The following is a 20,756-nucleotide window of genomic DNA, read 5'->3' as shown; positions in this document are numbered from 1 at the left end:
CCCACGTCCGGCCGGCGACCGGCGGGCCCCGCGCGGCGGCGCCGGCGGTGACCACCCCGTTCGGTCGGCTGCGCCTCATCGCCAACCCCCGTGCGGGCCGTGGCACGGTGGCCGGGGCGCTCGAGACGCTGAGCCGGGGCCTGTCCGAGCAGGGGGTGGACTTCGACGTCGTCGAGACGACGGCGACGGGTCATGCGACGCGCGCGGCCCGTGAGGCCCTCGCCGAGGGCGTGCGCTACCTCTGCGCGGTCGGCGGCGACGGCACCGTCCACGAGGTCGTGAACGGCATGGTGGAGTGGACCCGCCCGTCGCCGGGCGCCGCGCTCGAGCCGCGACCGGTCGACCGCGAGGCGGTCCTCGCCGTGGCCGCCGCCGGGTCGGGTTCGGACTTCGCCCGCACGTTCGGCCTCGACCGCAAGCCGGAGGTCCTCGCCCGGCGCTTCGCGACGGCCAACGTCATGCCGGTCGACATCGGGGTCGTGCACTTCGTCGGCTCCGACGGCAACCCGCAGTCGCGGGTCTTCGTGAACATCGCCGAGGTGGGCTACGGCGCCGAGGTGGTGCGGCGGGCAGCGCGGATGCCGCGCTTCCTCGGCCGGGCGCGCTACCTGTTCGCTGCCTGGGGCGCGATCGCCGCGCTCGAGCGCCAGGAGACGCCCGTCACGATCGGCAAGGAGGAGAAGACCCTCGGGGTCGTCGAGCTCGTCGTCGCGAACGGGCAGTTCTTCGGCGGCGGCATGAAGGTCGCCCCCCGCGCCCTGCCTGACGACAACCGCTTCAACGTCCTCGTCTTCACGGGGCAGCGCAGCCAGGTGTTCCTGCTCACCTCGAAGATGTTCCGGGGTGAGCACCTGCCCCACCCCGAGATCGTCGAGCGCATGGCGCCAAGCGTGGCGATCGCCCCGCCGAAGCGCCTGCTCGTCGAGGCGGACGGCGAGCTCCTCGGCACGACCCCTGCCCGGTTCTCGCTGCTGCACCGGGCGGTCAAGCTGAAGATCTGAAGCCGCCGGGCCCGCCTACCCGCGCGTCAGCGCGTCGGCCGACGCGGGGTGGGCCAGAGGCACGACCCCCCGCTCGCCAGCGACCCGGCGACGGTAGGCGTCGGCGCTCGCCGCTGCCTGGTGCGGCGACCAGCCGAGCGCGCCGGCGAGGACGTCGGCGACCTCCGCGACGGCCGGCCCGCCCGCGGCGGCGTCCCGGATGGCCACCCGCGTCCGCCGGGCGAGCACGTCCTCGACGGTCGACGCCATCTCCTGCTCGACCGCCCAGCGCGCCTCGGCGCGCAGGTAGGGCAGGCCCGCGACGAGGGGCTCGGACCCGCCGGGCACGGCGGCGGCGAGCTCGACGACCTCGACCGCCTCGTCGCCGTGGCGGTCGACGAGCGGTGCGGACAGCGCCGGGTCCAGACCGAGCTCGGCGCACACCCCCGCGGTCCGCGCGACCGTCTCGGCAAGCCCGCCGCGCAGCCCGAGCGGGACGCGGTCGGTCCGGCTGCGCACGCGTGCGGCGGAGCCGCCGATGGTTGCCACCACACGGTCGACGACCTCCGCCGCCATCGAGCGGTACGTCGTGAGCTTGCCGCCGGTGATCGTGAGGAGACCGTCGGGCTCGTCGAAGATGGCGTGGCGCCGCGACAAGGTCTCGGAGTCCATCGGCAGGTGCGCCTCGGACGCGAGCAGGGGCCGCAGCCCCGCCCATGCCCCGACCGCGTCGAAGGGCCGCAGGTCGGTGCCGAACGCCCGGTTCACGGCCGCGCAGAGGTAGCCGGCGTCGGCCTGCTCGACCGTCGGCATGTCGAGGGGGCCCTCGTAGCCGTCGTCGGTGGTGCCGACGACGACCTCGCCGTCCCACGGCAGGACGAAGACCATGCGCCCGTCGTCGGCCGCGGAGGGCACGAGCGCCGCCGCGGCCACGCGCACGTCGCGGGCGGGGAAGACGAGATGCACCCCCTTCGACGGGGTGAGCACCGGCGGGCCGGGGTCGCCCGCGAGCGCGCGGACCTCGTCGGCCCACACGCCCGTCGCCGACACCGTCACGCGGGCGCGCACGGCGACCTCCCGCCCGCCGACGCGGTCCTGCACGGTCGCCCCCGTCACCCGTCCGCGCGCCTCCCGCAGCTCGACGACCTCCCCGCGGGGCACGACGACCGCACCGAGTCGGTGGGCCGTGCGCGCGACCTGGAGGACGAGCCGGGCGTCGTCGGTCCGGCAGTCGTGGTACTCGTAGCCGGCGTTGCCGACGCCGGCCACGAGCCCGGGGATGCGGTCGACGAGCTCGGTGGGCGACAGCCGCCGGTGGCGGGCGACGTTGCGGAACGACGCGAGCCCGTCGTAGATCCACATCCCCAGGCCGGTGAGGGCGACGTTGCGCCGCCCCCCCGCGTCGGGCACGACGAAGGGGAGCGGCCGGACGAGGTGCGGCGCGAGGCGGCGGAGCAGGTCGCGCTCCACGGCGCTCTCGCGGGTCAGGCCGAACATCGCCTGGGCGAGGTAGCGCAGGCCGCCGTGCACGAGGCTCGATGAGCGCGACGACGTGCCCGAGCCGAGGTCGTCGCGCTCGACGAGGGCGACGTCGAGGCCGCGCGCGGCGGCGTCCAGGGCGATGCCCGCGCCGGTGATCCCCCCGCCCACGACGAGTACGTCGTAGCGGCAGTCGCCGAGACGGTCGAGGTTGTCCTCCCGCAGGGCGGCGGAGAAGCGCGGGAACATCCACGCAGTGTAGGTCCCGCCCACCCGCCGTCCCCGTCGCACCCGGGCGTGCTCGACACAGCGTCGCTGGGCGCCGCTGTCGCGGCCTAGCGACTTTGGGTGATGGCCAGCGGGGTGAGGCCGGTGAGACGATGAGCCGCTTGATCTCCGGATGTCACACCTCTCCCATGCCAGTGACGGTGTGACATCGACTGTGGCCAGGCCGACGCGGGGGCCGACCAGGAATCCGCAGGGCAACTGGTCGGCCCCCGGCATGCCCAAGTCGGTGATCCGACTGTCGGTGGACACCTCGGATCCGGTGATGCGCCGACGGGTCGAGCAGCTGTACTCGGCGGCGTTCCAGGTGCGCCGGGCGGTGCAGTGTGACGCCCGCAGCCGGATCGACGCCTACTGGGCCGCCCAGCACGAGCGGGCGCGGGACCCCAAGTCGGTACGCAAACGGCTGGGTCTGTCCAGGAAGGGTCTGGAGGCTGCCGCCCAGCAGCATCTGGATGCCGCGCCGCATCTGGGGCGCTGGTGTTCCAAGGCGCTGGGGCTGCATCGGCCGACACCGTGTGGGAGCCCGTCCGCCGGCACCTGCACCCCGACAGGTCGGGCAAGCGGCCGGGCAGGCCGCGGATCACCTCGTGGTGGGACTTCACCCGGATCCCGGGTCGGGCCCGCTCCCACACCACGTCCAACAAGTGGGAGACGTTCCGGCTGCACGGCACCCTCACCGCCACCCGCCAGACGATGCGATCCGATGGCTGGCGGCACCAACAGCCGGCCGCCACACCCGCCGCCGCCGATCCCGACACGCCCTGGTGGGCCTACGACGGTCCGTTGCAGGTCGTGATCACCGGCATCGGCGATGCCACTGTTGTGCTGCCGGTCCGCCTGGTCGGCCCAGGCCCACCTCGAACACCATCTGGCGGGTTCGTCGCGGTGGCACAACATCGACCTGGTCCGCCACCGCGACCCGGGCGCGCCGGGCGGCTGGGCCTATCAGGCCCACCTGCTGTGCCTGGTCGAGGGGTACGTCTGCGACACCACCCGCCAGCGGCGGGAACAGACGCCAGCCGCGACGGCGGGGCGTCGTGGCGGTTGCGATGTCAACGTGTCCAACGTCACCATCGCCTCCCATGTCGACGGTGCCGACCTGCGCATCACCACCATCCAGCGCACTGCCGACGAGCAGGAGCGCGAACAGCGTCGCCGGGCCAAACAGCGGCGGCGGCACAAGGCACTGGACCGCTCCCGACGCAACACCAACCCCGACGCCTACCATCCATCCGCCCGGCAGGAGCAGGCCGCCAAGCGGCGGGCCGACGCCGCACTGCCGCCCAAGCAGCACGCCCCCGCCGGCCCGAGGAAGCCCGGGGTGACGGTCGCCCGGAGCGGACCTACCGGCACGACCGGCTGTCGGGTTCCTACCGTCGCGGGCGGGGTGGGGCCGCCCGCGACGCCCGCGCCGCGGCGATCGCACGGCGCCACACCGCCCGACGCATCGCCGGCGAGGTGGTCGCCCACGGCAGCACTGCCTGTGCGGCCACCGTCACCCCAAACCCTGTCGGAGCGGACCCACCGGTGCACCACCTGCGGACTGGCAGGTGCGCGTGATGCCGTCTCGGCGGTGTTGGCCTCCTGCGTCGACATGGGCGAGCCCGATGACCCGGCCACCGCACGGGTGGACTACCGGCTCACCCGCCGACTCCTCGCCGACAGCCGCACGTGGTGGGCACTCGAACAGACCCTGGGCGCGTGCAAGAGCGCCCGCGGGCGTCAACCGACACCCCCAACCCCGACCCAGCGTCGGGGTGAGGCAACCCGGCCACCAGCCACGGCTGGTTCTGCGCCCCAAACGGAACGGTCCCGACCCCAACCCCCGATGAGCCACCACACGGTGACCACGCGGGAACGAAGTCGACGACGAACCCGAATGCCCCACCCGACGGCACAACCGTGCACGCCGGATTGCGGGACATCTTAGGATCGGCGTATGACTGCTGTCCTGCGCCGGGCGGAGGCGGCCATGGCGGCTGCGGGCGTCAACGCGCTGCTGCTCGGGCCGGGGGCAGACCTGCGCTACCTCACCGGCTACCACGCGCTGCCCCTCGAGCGACTGACCCTGCTCGTCGCCCGCGCCGACGGGCGGCACACACTGGTCGTCCCCCGCCTCGAGCGTCCCCGCGCCGAGGACGCGGGACTGCCCGGGGACGTCGCCGTCGCCGACTTCGCCGAGACCGACGATCCGTACCGTCTCGTCTCCGCCGCCCTTGACGGGTCCGGCCCGTCGCCGCGGCTCGCGGTCGGCGACCGGCTGTGGTCGGCCTTCCTGCTCGGCCTGCAGGCCACCTTTCCCGGCGCGTCGTGGACCGCCGCCTCGACGGTGACCCGCGAGCTGCGTATGCGCAAGACCCCCGAGGAGGTCGCAGCCCTGCGGCGCGCCGGCCAGGCGATCGACCGCGTCCACACGGCAGTGCCCGAGCTCCTGCGAACGGGACGCACGGAGGCCGAGGTCGGCCGGGACATCGCCGAGCGGATCGTCGCCGAGGGCCACGAGGCGGTGAACTTCGTCATCGTGGCCTTCGGGCCCAACGGGGCGTCGCCGCACCACGAGACCGGCGCGCGGATCCTCGAGGAGGGCGACGCCGTGGTCGTCGACATCGGCGGGACGCTCGGCGGCTACTGCTCGGACTGCACCCGCAACTACGTGGTCGGCGCTGCGCCGGACGGCTACGCGCAGGCCCACCGCGCGCTCGAGGAGGCCCAGCGCGCAGCGGTCGACGCCGCCGGCCCCGGCGTGACCGCCGCCGCGGTCGACGCCGCCGCGCGCGACACGCTCGAGGAGGCCGGCTACGGCCGGTGGTTCGTCCACCGCACCGGGCACGGCATAGGTCTCGAGGAGCACGAGGAGCCCTACATCGTCGCCGGCAACGACCTCGTCCTCGAACCCGGCATGGCCTTCTCGATCGAACCGGGGGTCTACCTGCCCGGCCGCTACGGCATGCGCATCGAGGACATCGTCGTCGTCACCCCCGACGGCTGCGAGCGGCTCAACACCCTCGACCGCGACCTCGTGCGGGTGTCGGCGTGAGCGACGGGGTGCCCGCCGGGTCGCGTCCGTGAGCCTTGCCCGCCTCGACGAGGAGCAGCGGGCACTCCTCGACCTCGTGCGCACCTTCGCCGCCGCCGAGGTCGCCCCCCGGGCGGCCGGCGACGAGGCAGCGGCCCGCTTCCCCGGTGACGTCCTCGCGGCGCTCGGCCGGATCGGCGTCATGGGGCTGCCGTTCGACCCCGGCCTCGGGGGGGGCGGTCAGCCTGCCGGCGTCGCCCTCCGCGTGGTGGAGGAGCTCAGCCGCGCGTTCCTCACCGTCGGCCTTGCCCTGTCGGTCCACACGCTCGCGACCGGGGCCGTGGCGCGCTTCGCGACCGACGACGTGCGGCGCCGGTTCCTGCCGATCATGGCGGCCGGCGAGTGGCTCGGGGCGTACGCGCTGTCGGAGCCCGCGAGCGGCTCTGACGCCGCGGCCCTGGTCACCCGCGCCCGCCGCGACGGCGACCACTACGTCCTCGACGGCACGAAGGCGTGGGTGACGCATGCCGGGGTGGCCGACTTCTACGTCGTCATGTGCCGCACGGGCGAGGACCGGACCGGCGGCATCAGCGCCCTGCTCGTACCCGCCGACACGGCGGGGGTGAGCTTCCCTCCGGCGGAGCGCAAGATGGGTCTGCGCGCCTCGCCGACGGGGCAGATCGTCTTCGAAGGGGCGCGGGTGCCGGCCGGCCACCTCCTCGGCGCGGAGGGTGAGGGCTTCGCGATCGCGATGCGCGCCCTCGACGGGGGGCGGCTCGGCATCGCCGCATGCGCGGTGGGGCTCGCGCAGTGCGCGCTCGACCACGCGGTCGCCTACGCCCGCGAGCGCGAGCAGTTCGGCCGCCCCATCGGCGAGTTCCAGGGCGTGGGGTTCAAGCTCGCCGACATGGCCACCGGTATCGAAGCGGCCCGGGCCCTGTACCTCGAGGGAGCGTCGCGCCGCGACGCCGGCGAGCCCTACAGGCGCATCGCCGCGATGGCGAAGCTCGCCGCGAGCGACACCGCGATGGCCGTCACGACCGACGCGGTCCAGGTCTTCGGGGGGTACGGCTACACGACGGCGTATCCGGTCGAGCGGCTCATGCGCGAGGCGAAGGTGCTCCAGATCGTCGAAGGCACGAACGAGATCCAGCGGATGGTCATCGCACGCGACCTGCTGCGCGGGGAACGCGGTGGTACCCCGCGACCGTGACCGCACAACGGTGCGCCGGGCGCTCGCAGCGGGTGCGGCGGTGTGGCTCGCCGTCGGCACGGTGCTCGTGACGATCGTCGTGCGGGCCGGGGGCGACGGCGCGGCCGGGCTCGCGGCGGTGTTCCTCGCACTCGTCAGCGGCGCGGTGGTCGCGAGCGGCTGGCTGCTGCTCGCGGCCGCCCTCGACCTCCTCGCCGGCGAGCCACCCGGGCGGCGACGGGTGCTCTGGACGGTCGGCGTCCTGCTCTTCACGTTCTCGAGCCCGCTGCTCGTCGTCGCCGCGCAAGCCGCCCGGTAGCCTTGACGCCCATGGCGTCCACGTGCGTGACCTGCGGGGCGGCGTTCACCGTGCCGGCCCGCGTCCGCGAGCGCTACCCCGGCTGGACGCCGAAGCAGTGCCGCGCCTGCCACGGCGGCGCGCCGGGCGGCGCGGGGGGCGGGGCGGTCGAGGAGAACCTGCCGCTCGCGGAGGTGCTCGCCAAGTTCACCGGAGGACCCCAGGACGGCGTCTTCACCGACGGCAGCGCGAACCCCAACCCCGGTCCGGGCGGCTGGGGAGCGGTCTACGTCGACGGCGGCGAGGTCGTCGACCAGGCGCACGGCCACGATCCCCGCACGACGAACAACCGCATGGAGCTCACGGCCCTCATCGCGGGGTACGACCTCGTCCCCGAGGGCGTGGTCACGACCGTCTACACCGACAGCCGGCTGTGCGTCGACACGATCACGAAGTGGGCGCCAGTTTGGGAGCGGCGCGGGTGGACCCGCAAGACCGGGCCGATCGCCAACCTCGACCTCGTCCGGGAGCTCTACGAGCGGGCACGGGCACGGCCCGAGCTGCGACTGGAGTGGATCGCCGCGCACGCCGGGGCCCGGTGGAACGAGTACGCGGACTCGCTTTCCACCGCTTACCGCCGCGCCGAGCTGTGAGCAGGGCCGCCCCGCCCCCGACCACCCTGCTCGTCGCCCGCGGCATCCGCACCCTCGACCCGTCCGGCGGAGCGGCGCGCCGTGCGCTGCTCCTCGTCGCCGATCGGATCGCCTGGGTCGGGCCGAGCGCGCGGGCGGCACCCCCGCACGACCGCACGGTCGACGTCACGGGCGGGTGGATCTGTCCGAGCTTCGTGGACGCCCACGTCCACGGCACGGCGACGGGCCTGTCGCTCACCGGCCTCGACCTCGCGGGGGCGACAAGCCTCGCCGCGTGCCTCGACCGGCTGCGACGCCACAAGAGCGACGCCGGCGCCGACGTCGTCGTCGGCTTCTCCTGGGACGACCACGCGTGGCCGGAGGGGCGCGCACCGACGGCCGCGGACATCGCAGAGGCGGTGCCGCACCGCACCGTGCTCCTGACCCGGGTCGACGGGCACAGCTGCGTCGTCGACCCGGGGACCCTCAGGCGTCTGCCGCTGGCCGGCCTGCCGGGCGTGGAGCGCGACGAGCGGGGAGAGCCGACGGGCCTGCTTCGCGAGCAGGCGAGCGAGGCCGCCCGCCGCCGCGTGCTCGCGCGCCTGCCACGGGCCCAGCTCGACGCGGCCCGCCTCGCGACGTGCGGGCGGGCGGCTGCACTCGGGGTCGGGTCGCTGCACGAGATGGGCCATCCCGGCCTGTCGGGCCTCGACGACGCCCGCGCGTGGGCGGTGGGGCAGTGGCCGGTCGAGGTGCACACCTGGTGGGCGCAGATCGACCCCGCCCGGTGGGAGGGGCTGCGGCCCGGCGGCGACCTGTTCCTCGACGGCTCGATCGGCTCCCACACGGCCGCGGTGTTCGACGGCTACGCCGACGGGGGTGGGGCGGGGGTGCTCTTCCACGACGACGAGGCCGTCGCGGCGTTCTTCACCCAGGCCTCCCGCCGGGGGGTGGGCGCGGGTGTGCACGCCATCGGGGACCGGGCCGTCGACCAGGCGGTGCGGGCGCTCGAGGCGGCCGCCCACCGGGTCGGGCGCACCACCGTGCGCGCCTGTCGGCACCGGGTCGAGCACGTCGAGATGGTCTCGCCCGACCTCGTCGCCCGGCTTGCCGACCTCGGCGTCGTCGCGAGCGTGCAGCCGGCGTTCGACGCCGCGTGGGGAGGGGACGACGGACTGTACGCGCGGCGCTTCGGTCCGGGCGCAGCCGGCCGGATCAACCCCCTCGCCTGGTTCGCCGCCGCCGGGGTGCCCATGGCCTTCGGCTCGGACGCGCCCGTGACCGCCCTCGACCCCTGGGGCGCCGTGTGGGCCGCCGAGCACCACCGCGGCGGCTACGGCCTGGGCCGCGAGCAGGCACTCGCGGCCCATACCCTCGGGGGTCGCTACGCGGCCGGGCAGGACGAGGTGGGGGCGCTGCGAGCGGGCGCGCGGGCGGACTTCGCCGTATGGAGCGACGACCCGCTCGCGGTCGAGGACCCTCGCGAGCTGCGGTGCCTCGCCACGGTGGTGGCGGGACGGGTCGCGCACGGCGATCTCCGCCTCGGCGGTCCGTGACGTGCTGCGCTCCGCGGCCGTTCGTGCGACCGGTGGGCGGGAGCCGCCGTGCGCAAAGCGCGCGGCTGGAAATCTTCCGAGGTTGTCGCTGACCTGCAGGTTCGCTGACAAACCGCTGGTCAGCGCGCTGGCGCTGGTTGCCGGGCAGGGTTGACGCCTGCGCCGGAGCCCCCCTAGCCTGCGTACCGCACCGGCGGGGCGCGACCCCGAAGGTGGCAGGTTCCCGTGCTGCGGCCCACCTGACCGGGGCGGGGGGAACGACAGCGAGACGGACGGAGGTAGGGCAGGCCTAGTAGAGAACTCGCGCGTCGGCGTCTGCCGGCACGCGCGTGGTGCCAACGGCAGGCCCCCTCTCAGTCGGCCCCGGAGCGCTATCCGCTCCGGGGCCGTTCCCTTTTTTCTCCAAAGGGGAACGTAGGACGCGCCCGCAGCGTTGCGCCCAGCACCGTGAAGACCTATAAAGCCGCTCACGCGGTAGCCGCGCCCCGACCCGGCGCGTGGCAAGAGAGGAAGCCCCGGGTGTCCACCGCTGAGTTCGACGACGAAGTAGAGCTCGACGAAGAGCTCGACGACGACGTCGACCTGGCCGAGCTGCCCATCGACGACGAGGCAGTCGACGACCTCGACGACGACGCCGCGTCGATCGAGGACGAGGAGCTCGACGCGGGTGAGGAGGCCGAGGAGCTCGACGACGAAGACGAGGACGACGAGCTCGACGCCGACGAGGACGACGACGAGGACCTCGACGACGACGACCTCGACGACGACGACGCGGGCGAGGAGTCGCTCGACGTCCTGCTCGCTCGGGACAAGGTCCTCGACGACGACGACCTCGGACGCTTCGCCGACGACTCGCGTGACGGGCTGAGCGTGCGACCTGCCCTCGTCGGAGCCGGAGAGTTCACGTGTCGATCGTGCTTCCTCGTCAAACGTCGGGCGCAGCTGGCCGACGAGACGCGGCTGTTCTGCTTCGACTGCGCCTGACCCCCCGGCGTCGCCGGGTGCTGCTCGCGTTGGGCGGCGGCGCGCTGCTCTTCGCCGGGCACCCGCCCCTCGGCTGGGGGCCGGTGGGCCTGGTGGCCCTCGTCCCGCTGCTCGCCCTGGCCCGCGACGTGGCCGGCGACCGGCGTCCGGGACGGACCGGCCTCGGATGGGGGCTGCTCGCCGGCGTGGCGTTCTTCACGCCGCTCGTCTACTGGATCTCCCTCGTCGAGCCGATCGCGCTGCCGCTGCTCGTGCTCATCCAGGCCGTCACGGTGGCGGCCTTCGTCGGCGGGCTGGCCGTATGGGGGGACCGCCCCTGGCGTCCCCTGGCCGCCGTCGTCTGGTGGGTGGCTCTCGAGGCCGTCCGCAGCGCCGCGCCCTGGGGCGGGTTCCCGTGGGGCGTGCTCGGCTACACCCAGCACGACGGCGGCCTTATCCTGCCGCTCGCGCGCACCTTCGGGGTCCTCGGGGTGAGCGCCGCCTGCGCGCTCGTGGCGGTGGCCGTGGAGGAGGGCGTCGAACGGCTGCGCGGTCTCGCGCGTGACGGGCCTTCCCTCGGCTCCCTCGGCTCCCTCGGTGAAGCCGGGTTCGCGGCGGTGCGCGCTCCTCTCGTCGCCGTGCTCGTGCTACTCGCGGCGGCGGTGGTGCTCGGCGGCGACCCGCCCGCCGACGCCGGGCGCACGCTCGACGTCGCGGCCGTCCAGGGCAACGACATCGTCGACACGCGGTCGTTGACCCGCAGCCGCGTCGTCGAGGTCGCCGAGCGGATGACGGGGCTGACGGTGGCGCTCGCCCGCGACGGCGCGATGCCCGACGTGGTCGTGTGGCCGGAGAACGCGCTGGACGCCGACGTCACCGACGGCGCGTCCCAGCTCGCCGGCGTCATCCGCCCGGCGCTCGACGCCCTCGACGGCACCCCGCTGCTCGCCGGGATGCTCCGCACCGTCGACGGGCGCGACTACAACACCATGGCGGAGCTCCGCGACGGACCGGCTCTCGGGGACGTCTACGCCAAGCGCTCCCTCGTGCCCTTCGGCGAGTACGTCCCCCTCCGGGAGTACCTCGGGTGGGTTCCCCCCCTGGAGCGGGCGAGCAACTTCGCCGCCGGCGGCGACCCCGGGGTGTTCAACGTCGGGGGTGCGCGACTCGCCACGGTCATCTGCTTCGAGAACAACTTCCCCGAGCTCACCCGCAGCCAGGTGCGTGAGGGAGCCGAGCTGCTCGTCGTCTCGACGAACAACGCGAGCTTCGGGCGCACGCCGGCGAGCAGCCAGCATCTCGCCTTCAGCCAGCTCCGCGCGGTCGAATCGGGGCGGTGGGTGGTCCACGCCGGCCTGAGCGGCATCTCCGCGGTCATCGACCCGGAGGGCCGGGTCAGCCACCGCACCGAGTTGTTCGAGCAGGCGGTCGTCCGGGCCGAGCTGCCGCTCGTCGCCGCCGACACGCCCTTCACCCGCTTCGGCGACGTGGTCGGGCCCGTGGCCATGGCCGCAGCCGCCCTGGCGGCCCTGGGGCTAGCGGTCGCCGGGGGCATCGCGCAATGGCGGAGGCGGTACCCACCCGATTAGGCTGGCTGGCAGGTCCCGTCATCTAGCGGCCCAGGATGGCAGCCTTTCAAGCTGTTCACGCGGGTTCGAATCCCGTCGGGACCACCGGCATGCTGCGACCCCGCAGCGCCCCGCTACACTTCGCTGGAGGCCGCGGCTTCTGCCCGGGCTGTCGTTCGCATGAACAGGCTGGTTTCGCGCGGGCGCCGGTGCACCGACGGGCGCCAGGAGGGATCAGGAGACGGTGGCGACGAAGGACGCACAGGCCTACCAGGTGGCGGTTGAGCGCCAAAAGGCCGCCCAGGCCGCGGGCAACTACGACCTCTCCGACCTGCCCGGCCAGCTCGCCGAGCCGGTCGCGGCCGCGCGCATCGGCAAGTCCGCCAAGCAGGACAAGATCCTGAAGGGCCGGGGGTCGCTCGCGGCGGTGGCCCGCCTGTCGCCGGGTTCGGCGCTCGCCGTGTTCGGCCGGCCGGAGTCACGCTGGGCGATGGCCTACTGGCGCCGCACCGGGGGTGGCGCGTCGATGACGGAGCTGCTGAGCTACGCGCGCCAGCTCGTCGGCATGAACCCGGCCGGCGGCCTCGTCGTGTGCCTGTGCGGCCACGCCGGGCAGGGCCCCTGCATCCCGCTCTGGGCGCCCCGCGACGAGGTCAGCCTCACCGTGCAGCCCAACGACCTCGTCCTGCGCTTCGACGATCTCGTCGCCGACCAGTAGGCCGTCGGCGTGACGCCGGACGTCACCGACCTGCTCGCCTTCGCCGAGGAGCTCGCCGACGCGGCCGACCGGCTCACCATGGCGCACTTCGGTGGCCCCGTCGCGGTGGTGGCCAAGCCGGACGGCTCACCGGTGACGGAGGCCGACCGCGGCGTGGAGGCTGCCCTGCGGGCGCGCATCGCGGCGACCTATCCCGACCACGCGATCCTCGGCGAGGAGGAGGGCGGGGCGCTCGACCCCGCGACGCCGACGTGGGTGCTCGACCCCATCGACGGGACGGCGAACTTCCTGCGCGGGGTGCCGGTGTTCGCCACGCTCATCGCGCTCGTCCACGACGGTCGGGTCCTCATCGGCATGGCGAGCGCGCCCGCGATGGGGGAGCGCTGGGACGCCGCCGCCGGCCGGGGCGCCCGTCGCAACGGTCAGCCGGTCGGCGTCTCTGCGGTCGACGCGCTCCGCGACGCGCACGTGCTCCACGGTGGCCTCGACTGGTTCCGCCGATCGCCGGCGCTGTGGAACCTGCTCGGCCGCCTGGCCGACGCCTCCTGGCGCACCCGCGGCTTCGGCGACTTCTGGATGCACCTGCTCGTTGCGGGGGGCATGGCCGATGTGGCCCTCGAGCGCGACCTGAAGGTGTGGGACGTCGCCGCGCTCGAATGCATCGTCACGGAGGCGGGCGGCCGGCTCACCGCCTGGGACGGCGGAAGCGCCCTCGCCGACGCGACGGGGGCGGTGCTCAGCACGAACGGGCTGCTGCACCCGGTCGTCGAGGACCTCCTCGCGGTCGCGACCGGCTCCGCCTAGATACGACCCGGCCACCGGCTGGTGCGAGCCACCGCCGGGTCCTGGGGAAATCAGCGGCGCAGGCTTGCGACCTCTGCCTCGCACTCGGCGACGAACGCCTCGGCCGCCTCGACCCGGTCCCCGGCGCGGCTGAGCTCCTCGAGGAGCACGGTGCGTCGGCGCCCGACCGCTTCGAGCAGCGCCTTCTCGGTCTGGTCGACCGGCCGGCGGACGCGCCGGGGCAGCTCTGCGCCGGCGTCGCGGGTGGCGGCGGCGAACGCGTCGAGCCGGCGCCGCTCCTGCTCCAGGAACTCCCTGTAGCGCAGGAGCGTGTCGCGCTCCTCGACGGCGCGCAGCATGGTGAAGTACGCGGCGTCGTACTCGCTGCGGGGGCTCACCGTGGCCCCCCGGCCCCGGTCGGCCGCCCGACGGAGGCGAGCTCGGCGAACAGGCAGGCCTCGGCCAGGCAGGCGGCGCGCCCGTCGGCGAGGTGCAGCGACTCGTCGACGTCGTGCGTGTGGCTGTCGGGATCCTCGACGCCGAGCAACAGCGCCGGCGCGCCAGCGAAGGCGCGGGCGAACGGCTCGACGAAGGGGATCGTGCCGCCGACCCCCGTGCCGACCCCCGGGTGGGCGTAGCAGAGCACCCTGGGCGCCTGTGGGCCGGCGCCGAGCCACTCGGCGTAGACACCGCCGGATGTGCCCCTGGCACCTCGAGCAGGCTTGCGCGCTCCAGCCCCGCGGCGGCCAGCATGTTCTGCGTCGCCTCGGCGGTCTGGCGTGGCCATGCCCGCGATGGTAGGCGCGCTGGGGTGAGGCGGCCACGCCGGCGCACGCGCGCGGGCGAACGCGCGTAGGCGAGGCATGCCCGTGTCGTAGGCTGCCGGCTTGATGACGACGAGGTGGAGGCACCGACTGGCCCTGGCGACCACGACGCTCATGCTTCTCGCGGCGTGCGGCGCGCAGGACGACCCCGTGACCGAGGACCGCGACACGGAGACGGACGACACCACCGTCGGCGACGGCGGCGACGGGACGCTGCTCCTCGGCTACGTCCTCCCCGAGACGGGTGACCTGCAGTTCCTCGGGCCGCCCATGATCGCCGGCACGGAGATGGCGGTGGCCGACATCAACGCCGCCGGAGGGGTGCTCGGCCGTGACGTCGAGCTGCTGACCGGCGACGAGGCGGGCGACACCGCCGTCGCGAGCGAAGCGGCCCAGCAGCACCTCGCGAGCGGGGTGGACGCGGTCATCGGGGCGGCGGCGTCCGCCATGACCCTCGCGATCATCGACGCGATCACCGGCGCGGAGGTCGTCCAGTGCTCGCCGTCGAACACGACCCCGACCCTGACGGCCTACGACGACGGCGGCTACTTCTTCCGTACCGCGCCGACGGACGTGCTCCAGGGTCCGGTGCTCGCCGAGACCATCGTCGCCGACGGTCACACCCGGGTGGCGTTGCTCGCACGGTCCGACGACTACGGCCAGGGGCTCGCGGAGTCGACCTCGGAGGCGCTGGCCGAGCAGGGCGCCGAAGTCGTCGCCGAGGTCATCTACGACCCAGGGGCCACGACCTTCGACCCGGAGGTCGGCGAGGCGCTCGCCCCCGATCCCGACGCCGTCGTCATCATCGGCTTCGAGGAGTCCGCCCAGATCCTCCAGGTGCTCATCGAGCAGGGAAGGGGCCCTGGCGACTTCCCCGTGTACGGCGGTGAGAGCCTGCGCTCCACCGACCTGCCCGCCAAGGTCGACCCGAACGACCCGGAGGTGCTGAGCGGGTTGAAGGGCACCGCGCCCACGTCGGACGCCGAGCAGGAGTTCATCGACCGCCTGCGCACGTTCCGCGACGTCCCCGACACCCTGTTCGCCGCCGAGTCCTACGACTGCGTTATCATCGTCGCCCTCGCCGCCCAGGCCGCCGGCACCGACGACCCGTCGGTGTTCGTCGACGAGATGGTCGCGGTGACCCGTGACGGGACGTCGTGCGCGAGCTTCGAGGAGTGTGCCGCCCTCCTCGAGGAGGGCGAGGACATCGCCTACGCCGGCGTGAGCGGCATGGGCGAGCTGAACGACGCCGGCGAGCCCTCCCGGGGTCTCTACGAGGTCTGGGAGTTCGTCGGCGCCGAGATCGAGACCCTCGACGAGATCGAGTCCCGCCTGTAGCCCCCCCCGCCACGGCCACCGACGGCCCGGCCGGTCGGCCCGTTTGGCTCGAGAAGCGATCGGGCACCCCGCAGTCAGGGCGGCGAGCCTCCGCCCCGGGGCGCCGTCCGGTCCGCCACACCGCGAGACGTGCCGCGGACGCGCGCACTGACCGGATGGACGGGGCGAAAGGCCGTCGCCGGTCCCATGCAGTTGACATTGACGTCAATGTCAATAGAGTCGGAAGGGTGAGGACACCCGTCACCGGCACCCCTCGCATCCGCAGGCTAATCCACCGGTGGAAGGAATACGGCATGACCCGCGCCGTCGTCGAAGGCCTCGGGACCTGCGTGCCGCCCCGCGTGGTGACGAACGAGGAGCTCGCCGCCCGCCTCGACACGAGCGACGAGTGGGTGCGCACCCGCACCGGGATCGCCCAGCGCCACGTCGCCGACCCCGGGACCGCCACCGCGGACCTGGCCGTGGAGGCCGGGGCGAGGGCGCTGAAGTCCGCCGGTGGGGGCGACGTCGACGCGGTCATCGTGGCCACGACGACGCCCGACCGGGTGTGCCCGTCGACCGCTCCCGAGGTCGCCGCCCGCCTCGGCCTGCCGCAGGTCGCCGCGTTCGACGTCGCGGGCGCCTGCGCGGGGTTCGTCTACGGGCTGGCCACCGGCTCCGGGCTGCTCGCCGTGGGCGCGGCCAGCCGCGTGCTGCTCATCGGCGCGGAGACGATGACCCGCATGATCGACCCCGACGACCGCACGACCGCCGTGCTCTTCGGCGACGGCGCCGGCGCGGTCGTGCTGCGCCCGGCCTCCGCCGACGACGAGCCCGGATCGGTGGGGCCGTTCGACCTCGGCAGCGACGGTGACCTCGCCGAGCTGCTCGTCGTACCTGCCGGCGGTTCCCGCCGCCCCGCCGACGCCGCGTCGTACGCCGCGGGGGACCACTACCTCCGTATGGACGGCCGGGAGGTGTACCGCCAGGCGGTGCGCCGGATGGTCGACTCCTCGCGCGCCGTGCTCGACCGAGCCGGTCTGGCCGTCACCGACGTCGACCGGCTCGTCGGCCACCAGGCCAACGCGCGCATCCTCGACGCCGTCGCCGACCGCCTCGGCGTGCCCGCGGAGCGCCGGGTGGTCAACGTCGCCCGCTACGGCAACACCTCCGCCGCCTCGATCCCCCTGGCCCTCGCCGACCTCGACCTCGAACCCGGGCAGCGCGTGCTGCTCACCGCGTTCGGGGCCGGTCTCACCTGGGGATCCACCATCCTCACCTGGCCGGACCTGTCTGCTGCATAACCCGTCGAACCCGCTCTCCCCCAAGGAGGAACCCATGTCCGCCGTCTACGACCGCGTGAAGGAGCTGCTCGTCGACAAGTTCGGCGTGCCCGAGGACGAGGTGACACCCGAGGCCACCTTCGAGGAGCTCGACCTCGACTCGCTCGACCTCGTCGAGTTCGCCCTCGCCGCCGAGGAGGAGCTCGGTGTGCGCATCAGCGACGAGGAGGCCGAGGACCTGGAGACCCTCCAGGACACGGTGAAGCTGCTCGAGTCGAAGGGCGCGACGGTTTGAGTGCCGCCACCCGCACAGGACAGCCGGTCGCCGTCACCGGCCTCGGTCTCGTCACGCCCGCCGGCATCGGCACGCAGGCGAGCTGGGACGGCGTGCTCGCCGGTGCCCCGGCCGCCGCGACCGACCCCGTGCTCGAGGGCCTCGACGTCGACTTCTCCTGCCGGGTGCCCGGTTTCGACGCGACGGAGCTGCTCGGGCGCAAGGCCGCCCGCCGTCTCGACCGGTTCACCCAGCTCGCGGTCGTCGCCGCCCGCGAGGCCGTCGCGGACGCCGGGCTCGACCCGTCCACCTGGGACGGTGCCCGGGTGGGCGTCGTGCTCGGCTGCGGCATGGGCGGGGCCGCGACATGGGAGGCGCAGCACCGCCGGCTGATCGAGCGGGGACCGGGACGCGTGTCGCCGATGCTCATCCCCATGCTCGTCCCGAACATGGTCGCCGGCCAGCTCGCGATGGAGTTCGGCGCCATGGGACCGAACCTCGTGACCGCGACGGCGTGCGCGTCCGGCGCCACCGCGATCGGGGTGGCGCGCGACCTGCTGCGCTCGGGCGCGTGCGACATCGTGCTGACGGGGGGCACCGAGGCCGGCCTCACCCCGCTGTCGATCGCCGGCTTCGCGCAGATGCAGGCCCTTTCGCGCCGGCGCGACGACCCGGCGCGCGCGTCCCGACCCTTCGACGTCGACCGTGACGGGTTCGTCGCGGCCGAGGGCGCGGGCGTGCTCGTGCTCGAGCGCACCGACCACGCCGCCGGCCGCGGCGCGCGCGTCCGCGCGAACCTCGCGGGGTACGGCGCATCCGCCGACGCCCACCACATCACCGCGCCCGACCCCGACGGCAGGGGAGCGGCGCTCGCGATGCGCGCCGCACTCGCCGACGCAGGCGTCGGGCCCGACGAGGTGACCCACGTGAACGCCCACGGCACCTCGACCCCGCTGAACGACGTCGCCGAGGCGCGCACGATCCGCCGGGTCGTCGGCGACCACGTGGCGGTCACCTCGACGAAGGGGGTCACCGGCCACCCGCTCGGCGCGGCGGGGGCGATCGAGGCGGCCTTCAGCGTGCTCACCGTCGAACACGGCCGCATCCCACCGACCGCCAACCTCGACAGCCAGGACCCCGAGATCGACCTCGACGTCGTCGCGAAGGCGCCACGGGAGCGGGCCGTGGACGTGGTGATGAGCAACAGCTTCGGCTTCGGAGGGCAGAACGCGGTGCTCGTGGTTACCGCGGCTTGAGACCAGGCCAGCAGGACGACGCGGCGGTTCATCCCGGGAGCGGTGCAGACATGAGCGAAGACGTCATCAGCACGGTCCGTCTCGACGCACGCGCCGACGCGCGGACGCGCGTCGCCATGCTCGCCGACGCGGACAGCTTCCGTGAGCTCGGCAGCCAGGCGCGCCACCACGTGACCGCGTTCGGCATGGCCGCCAAGCGACCCGCCGGCGACGCGGTGGTGACGGGGACCGCCCGCGTCCAGGGCCGCCCCGTCGGCGTGTTCGCGCAGGACCCGACCGTGCTCGGCGGCTCGCTCGGCGAGGTCCACGCCGCGAAGATCGCCCGCATACTCGACCACGCCATACGGGCGCGCTGCCCGGTCGTGGGGCTGCTCGACTCCGGGGGAGCGCGCATCCAGGAGGGTGTCGCCGCCCTCGACGGCTACGGGGCGATCTTCAAGCGCAACGTCGCGATGTCGGGGCGGGTGCCCCAGGTCTCCGTCGTACTCGGCCCCTGCGCCGGCGGGGCGGTGTACTCCCCGGCGCTGACCGACATCGTCATCATGCAGCGCCAGCGGGCGCACATGTTCCTCACCGGGCCGCGGGTCGTGAAGGCCGTCACGTTCGAGGACGTCTCCCTCGACCAGCTCGGGGGTCCCGAGGTCCACGCGACCGCCTCGGGGGTCGCGCATCTCGTCGCCGAGGACAGCGACGAGGCGCTCGACCTCGTCCGGCGGGTGCTCGGCTACCTGCCGAGCTCGTGCTGGGAGGTCCCGCCGCAGGCCGCCCCGGCCGACCCGCTGCCCCTTCCGGAGGTGCCGGCAAGCCACCGTCAGCCCTACGACGTGCGGGGGGTCATCCGCGGCGTCGTCGACGCCGACACCTTCACCGAGCTGCAGCCGCGCTTCGCCGCGAACATCGTGACCGGGTTCGCCCGCGTCGAGGGCCGCCCCGTCGGCGTGGTCGCGAACCAGCCGATGGTCCTCGCCGGCTGCCTCGACATCCTCGCGAGCGAGAAGGCGGGACGGTTCGTGCGGCTCTGCGACGCCTTCGGGCTGCCGCTCGTCACGCTCGTCGACACGCCGGGCTTCCTGCCGGGCACCGGCCAGGAGGCCGGCGGCATCATCCGCAAGGGCGCGAAGCTCCTTTACGCCTACGCCGAGGCGACCGTGCCGCGGGTGACCGTCGTGCTCCGCAAGGCCTTCGGCGGCGCCTACATCGTCATGAACTCCAAGTCGCTCGGCGCCGACGCCGCGTTCTGCTGGCCGGGCGCGGAGCTCGCGGTCATGGGCGCCGAGGGGGCGGTCGACGTCATCTACCGCCGTGAGCTCGCGGCGGACCCCGCACGGCGTGAGGAGCTCGTCGCGGAGTACCGGGCCGAAGCCTGCGCGCCGCAGACCGCCGCCGAGCGGCTGTCCATCGACGAGATCATCGCCCCCGACGAGACCCGCGCGGTGGTGGCGAACACCCTCGACGCCCTGTCCGGCGCGATGCTGCCGGGCTTCCGCCACGACAACCTGCCCCAGTAGTGTCCCTGCTCGACGGCAAGCGCCTGCTCGTCACCGGCGTCCTCACCGACGCGTCGATCGCGTTCGCCGTCGCGCGTCTCGCGCAGGAGCAGGGCGCCGAGGTCGTCCTCACCGGGTTCGGGCGCGGCCTGTCGATCACGCGGCGCATCGCGACGCGCCTGCCGGTGCAGCCCGACGTGCTCGAGCTCGACGTGAGCGTGCCGGAGCACCTCGTGTCGGTCGCGGAGGACCTCGACGGCCGGTGGGGAGCGCTCCACGGGGTCGTGCACGCGATCGGGTTCGCGCCTCCGTCGGCCATCGGTGGCGGGTTCCTCGACGCGCCGTGGGACGACGTGGCCACGGCGCTGCACGTGTCGACCTACTCGTTTCCGGCGCTGGCCCGGTCGCTCGCGCCGCTGCTCGCCAAGGCCGGGGGCGGGTCGATCGTCGGCCTCGACTTCGACGCGAGCGTCGCCTGGCCCTCCTACGACTGGATGGGTGTGGCCAAGGCGGGGCTCGAGGCGGCCTGCCGGTACACCGCCCGCGACCTCGGTCCGCAGGGCACACGCGTGAACCTCGTCGCGGCGGGGCCGCTGAAGACCGTCGCGGCGAAGTCCATCGCGGGCTTCGCCGCCTTCGACGAGGCGTGGTCACGGCGGGCGCCGCTCGGGTGGGACATCACCGACACCGAGCCCGTCGCACGTGTGGTGTGCGCGCTGCTGTCCGACTGGATGCCCGCGGTGACCGGCGAGATCGTCCACGCCGACGGGGGGGCGCACGCGATCGGGGCCGACCTCACCGCGTAGCGTTGGACAAGGCGGGCGCCCGCCCGCACCATCGCT

The 20,756-nt window shown here is 74.3% G+C and carries 19 protein-coding genes and 1 tRNA gene; 17 read left to right on the top strand and 3 right to left on the bottom strand.

Translation table 11 applies throughout. The features are described 5' to 3' along the window. The first annotated feature begins 47 nt into the window (after window positions 1-47). Window positions 48-1,001 (top strand): diacylglycerol kinase family protein, encoded by a 954-nt coding sequence (locus tag VM324_16685; protein HVM00928.1) that lies wholly within the window; start codon window positions 48-50, stop codon window positions 999-1,001. A 15-nt stretch (window positions 1,002-1,016) separates the two neighbouring features. Here VM324_16685 and VM324_16680 read toward each other — a convergent pair whose 3' ends face one another. Next, window positions 1,017-2,708 carry a glycerol-3-phosphate dehydrogenase/oxidase gene (locus VM324_16680; protein ID HVM00927.1) on the bottom strand — a complete coding sequence of 564 codons (1,692 nt, stop codon included), beginning with the start codon at window positions 2,706-2,708 and terminating at the stop codon, window positions 1,017-1,019. A 1,978-nt stretch (window positions 2,709-4,686) separates the two neighbouring features. Here VM324_16680 and VM324_16675 point away from each other — a divergent pair. The 10 genes from VM324_16675 to VM324_16630 all read left to right on the top strand — a co-directional run bounded on the left by VM324_16675 (window position 4,687) and on the right by VM324_16630 (window position 13,494). Further along, window positions 4,687-5,784: a Xaa-Pro peptidase family protein gene (locus tag VM324_16675; protein HVM00926.1), complete on the top strand. Its 1,098-nt coding sequence runs from the start codon at window positions 4,687-4,689 to the stop codon at window positions 5,782-5,784. Window positions 5,785-5,812: 28 nt separating this feature from the next. Beyond that, window positions 5,813-6,976: an acyl-CoA dehydrogenase family protein gene (locus VM324_16670; GenBank protein ID HVM00925.1), complete on the top strand. Its 1,164-nt coding sequence runs from the start codon at window positions 5,813-5,815 to the stop codon at window positions 6,974-6,976. Next, window positions 6,957-7,274: a hypothetical protein gene (locus VM324_16665; protein HVM00924.1), complete on the top strand. Its 318-nt coding sequence runs from the start codon at window positions 6,957-6,959 to the stop codon at window positions 7,272-7,274. The genes VM324_16670 and VM324_16665 overlap by 20 nt, the downstream gene beginning before the upstream one ends. Window positions 7,275-7,285: 11 nt before the next feature. Next, window positions 7,286-7,906 carry a ribonuclease H gene (locus VM324_16660; protein HVM00923.1) on the top strand — a complete coding sequence of 207 codons (621 nt, stop codon included), beginning with the start codon at window positions 7,286-7,288 and terminating at the stop codon, window positions 7,904-7,906. Beyond that, window positions 7,903-9,441: an amidohydrolase family protein gene (locus VM324_16655; GenBank protein ID HVM00922.1), complete on the top strand. Its 1,539-nt coding sequence runs from the start codon at window positions 7,903-7,905 to the stop codon at window positions 9,439-9,441. Before VM324_16660 ends, VM324_16655 begins: the two co-directional genes overlap by 4 nt. Before the next feature lie 519 nt (window positions 9,442-9,960). Then, entirely contained in the window at window positions 9,961-10,425 is a 465-nt protein-coding gene (locus tag VM324_16650) for a DUF4193 family protein (GenBank protein HVM00921.1), read from the top strand. Between the two features lie 17 nt (window positions 10,426-10,442). Then, window positions 10,443-11,993, top strand: a complete 1,551-nt coding sequence (gene lnt / locus VM324_16645; GenBank protein HVM00920.1) for an apolipoprotein N-acyltransferase — start codon at window positions 10,443-10,445, stop codon at window positions 11,991-11,993. A gap of 11 nt (window positions 11,994-12,004) precedes the next feature. Continuing rightward, window positions 12,005-12,077: transfer RNA gene (locus VM324_16640), tRNA-Glu, on the top strand. Between the two features lie 139 nt (window positions 12,078-12,216). Beyond that, window positions 12,217-12,690, top strand: a complete 474-nt coding sequence (locus tag VM324_16635; GenBank protein ID HVM00919.1) for a hypothetical protein — start codon at window positions 12,217-12,219, stop codon at window positions 12,688-12,690. 9 nt (window positions 12,691-12,699) lie between these two features. Then, the gene (locus VM324_16630) at window positions 12,700-13,494 is read left to right on the top strand and encodes an inositol monophosphatase family protein (GenBank protein HVM00918.1); all 795 of its coding nucleotides are present in this window, start codon (window positions 12,700-12,702) and stop codon (window positions 13,492-13,494) included. Between the two features lie 50 nt (window positions 13,495-13,544). Here the strand turns inward: VM324_16630 and VM324_16625 are convergent, their stop codons facing one another. Together VM324_16625 and VM324_16620 are read right to left on the bottom strand one after the other, a co-directional pair. Then, a complete protein-coding gene (locus VM324_16625) occupies window positions 13,545-13,871 on the bottom strand; it encodes a hypothetical protein (protein ID HVM00917.1) in 327 nt (108 codons plus the stop codon). Beyond that, window positions 13,868-14,119, bottom strand: a complete 252-nt coding sequence (locus tag VM324_16620) for a hypothetical protein (GenBank protein ID HVM00916.1) — start codon at window positions 14,117-14,119, stop codon at window positions 13,868-13,870. Before VM324_16620 ends, VM324_16625 begins: the two co-directional genes overlap by 4 nt. 244 nt (window positions 14,120-14,363) lie before the next feature. On the opposite strand from VM324_16620, the gene VM324_16615 reads away from it, so the two are divergent. From VM324_16615 to fabI, 6 genes are all read left to right on the top strand, one after another. Continuing rightward, window positions 14,364-15,635, top strand: a complete 1,272-nt coding sequence (locus VM324_16615; protein ID HVM00915.1) for an ABC transporter substrate-binding protein — start codon at window positions 14,364-14,366, stop codon at window positions 15,633-15,635. Window positions 15,636-15,928: 293 nt separating this feature from the next. Next, the gene (locus tag VM324_16610; GenBank protein ID HVM00914.1) at window positions 15,929-16,918 is read left to right on the top strand and encodes a beta-ketoacyl-ACP synthase III; all 990 of its coding nucleotides are present in this window, start codon (window positions 15,929-15,931) and stop codon (window positions 16,916-16,918) included. Window positions 16,919-16,952: 34 nt separating this feature from the next. Next, complete coding sequence (locus VM324_16605) at window positions 16,953-17,192, top strand: acyl carrier protein (GenBank protein ID HVM00913.1); 240 nt, start codon at window positions 16,953-16,955, stop codon at window positions 17,190-17,192. Then, a complete protein-coding gene (gene fabF / locus VM324_16600; protein ID HVM00912.1) occupies window positions 17,189-18,427 on the top strand; it encodes a beta-ketoacyl-ACP synthase II in 1,239 nt (412 codons plus the stop codon). Before VM324_16605 ends, fabF begins: the two co-directional genes overlap by 4 nt. A gap of 50 nt (window positions 18,428-18,477) precedes the next feature. After that, window positions 18,478-19,935, top strand: coding sequence for an acyl-CoA carboxylase subunit beta (locus VM324_16595; GenBank protein HVM00911.1), 1,458 nt, complete (start codon window positions 18,478-18,480; stop codon window positions 19,933-19,935). After that, entirely contained in the window at window positions 19,935-20,720 is a 786-nt protein-coding gene (fabI, locus tag VM324_16590) for an enoyl-ACP reductase FabI (GenBank protein HVM00910.1), read from the top strand. Before VM324_16595 ends, fabI begins: the two co-directional genes overlap by 1 nt. Window positions 20,721-20,756: the final 36 nt, after the last annotated feature.

The sequence above is a fragment of the Egibacteraceae bacterium genome (genome assembly GCA_035540635.1).
Lineage (GTDB): Bacteria > Actinomycetota > Nitriliruptoria > Euzebyales > Egibacteraceae > DATLGH01.
Note: the sequence above shows the minus strand (reverse complement) of the source record. Positions and strands in the feature narration are given on the sequence as shown.

Bases quoted from the DNA above. Each gene is read 5' to 3' on its own strand.
- VM324_16675 (HVM00926.1), top strand. From the start codon at position 4,687: ATGACTGCTGTCCTGCGCCGGGCGGAGGCGGCCATGGCGGCTGCGGGC.
- VM324_16610 (HVM00914.1), top strand. From the start codon at position 15,929: ATGACCCGCGCCGTCGTCGAAGGCCTCGGGACCTGCGTGCCGCCCCGC.
- VM324_16615 (HVM00915.1), top strand. From the start codon at position 14,364: ATGACGACGAGGTGGAGGCACCGACTGGCCCTGGCGACCACGACGCTC.
- VM324_16660 (HVM00923.1), top strand. From the start codon at position 7,286: ATGGCGTCCACGTGCGTGACCTGCGGGGCGGCGTTCACCGTGCCGGCC.
- VM324_16605 (HVM00913.1), top strand. From the start codon at position 16,953: ATGTCCGCCGTCTACGACCGCGTGAAGGAGCTGCTCGTCGACAAGTTC.
- VM324_16595 (HVM00911.1), top strand. From the start codon at position 18,478: ATGAGCGAAGACGTCATCAGCACGGTCCGTCTCGACGCACGCGCCGAC.
- VM324_16680 (HVM00927.1), bottom strand. From the start codon at position 2,708: ATGTTCCCGCGCTTCTCCGCCGCCCTGCGGGAGGACAACCTCGACCGT.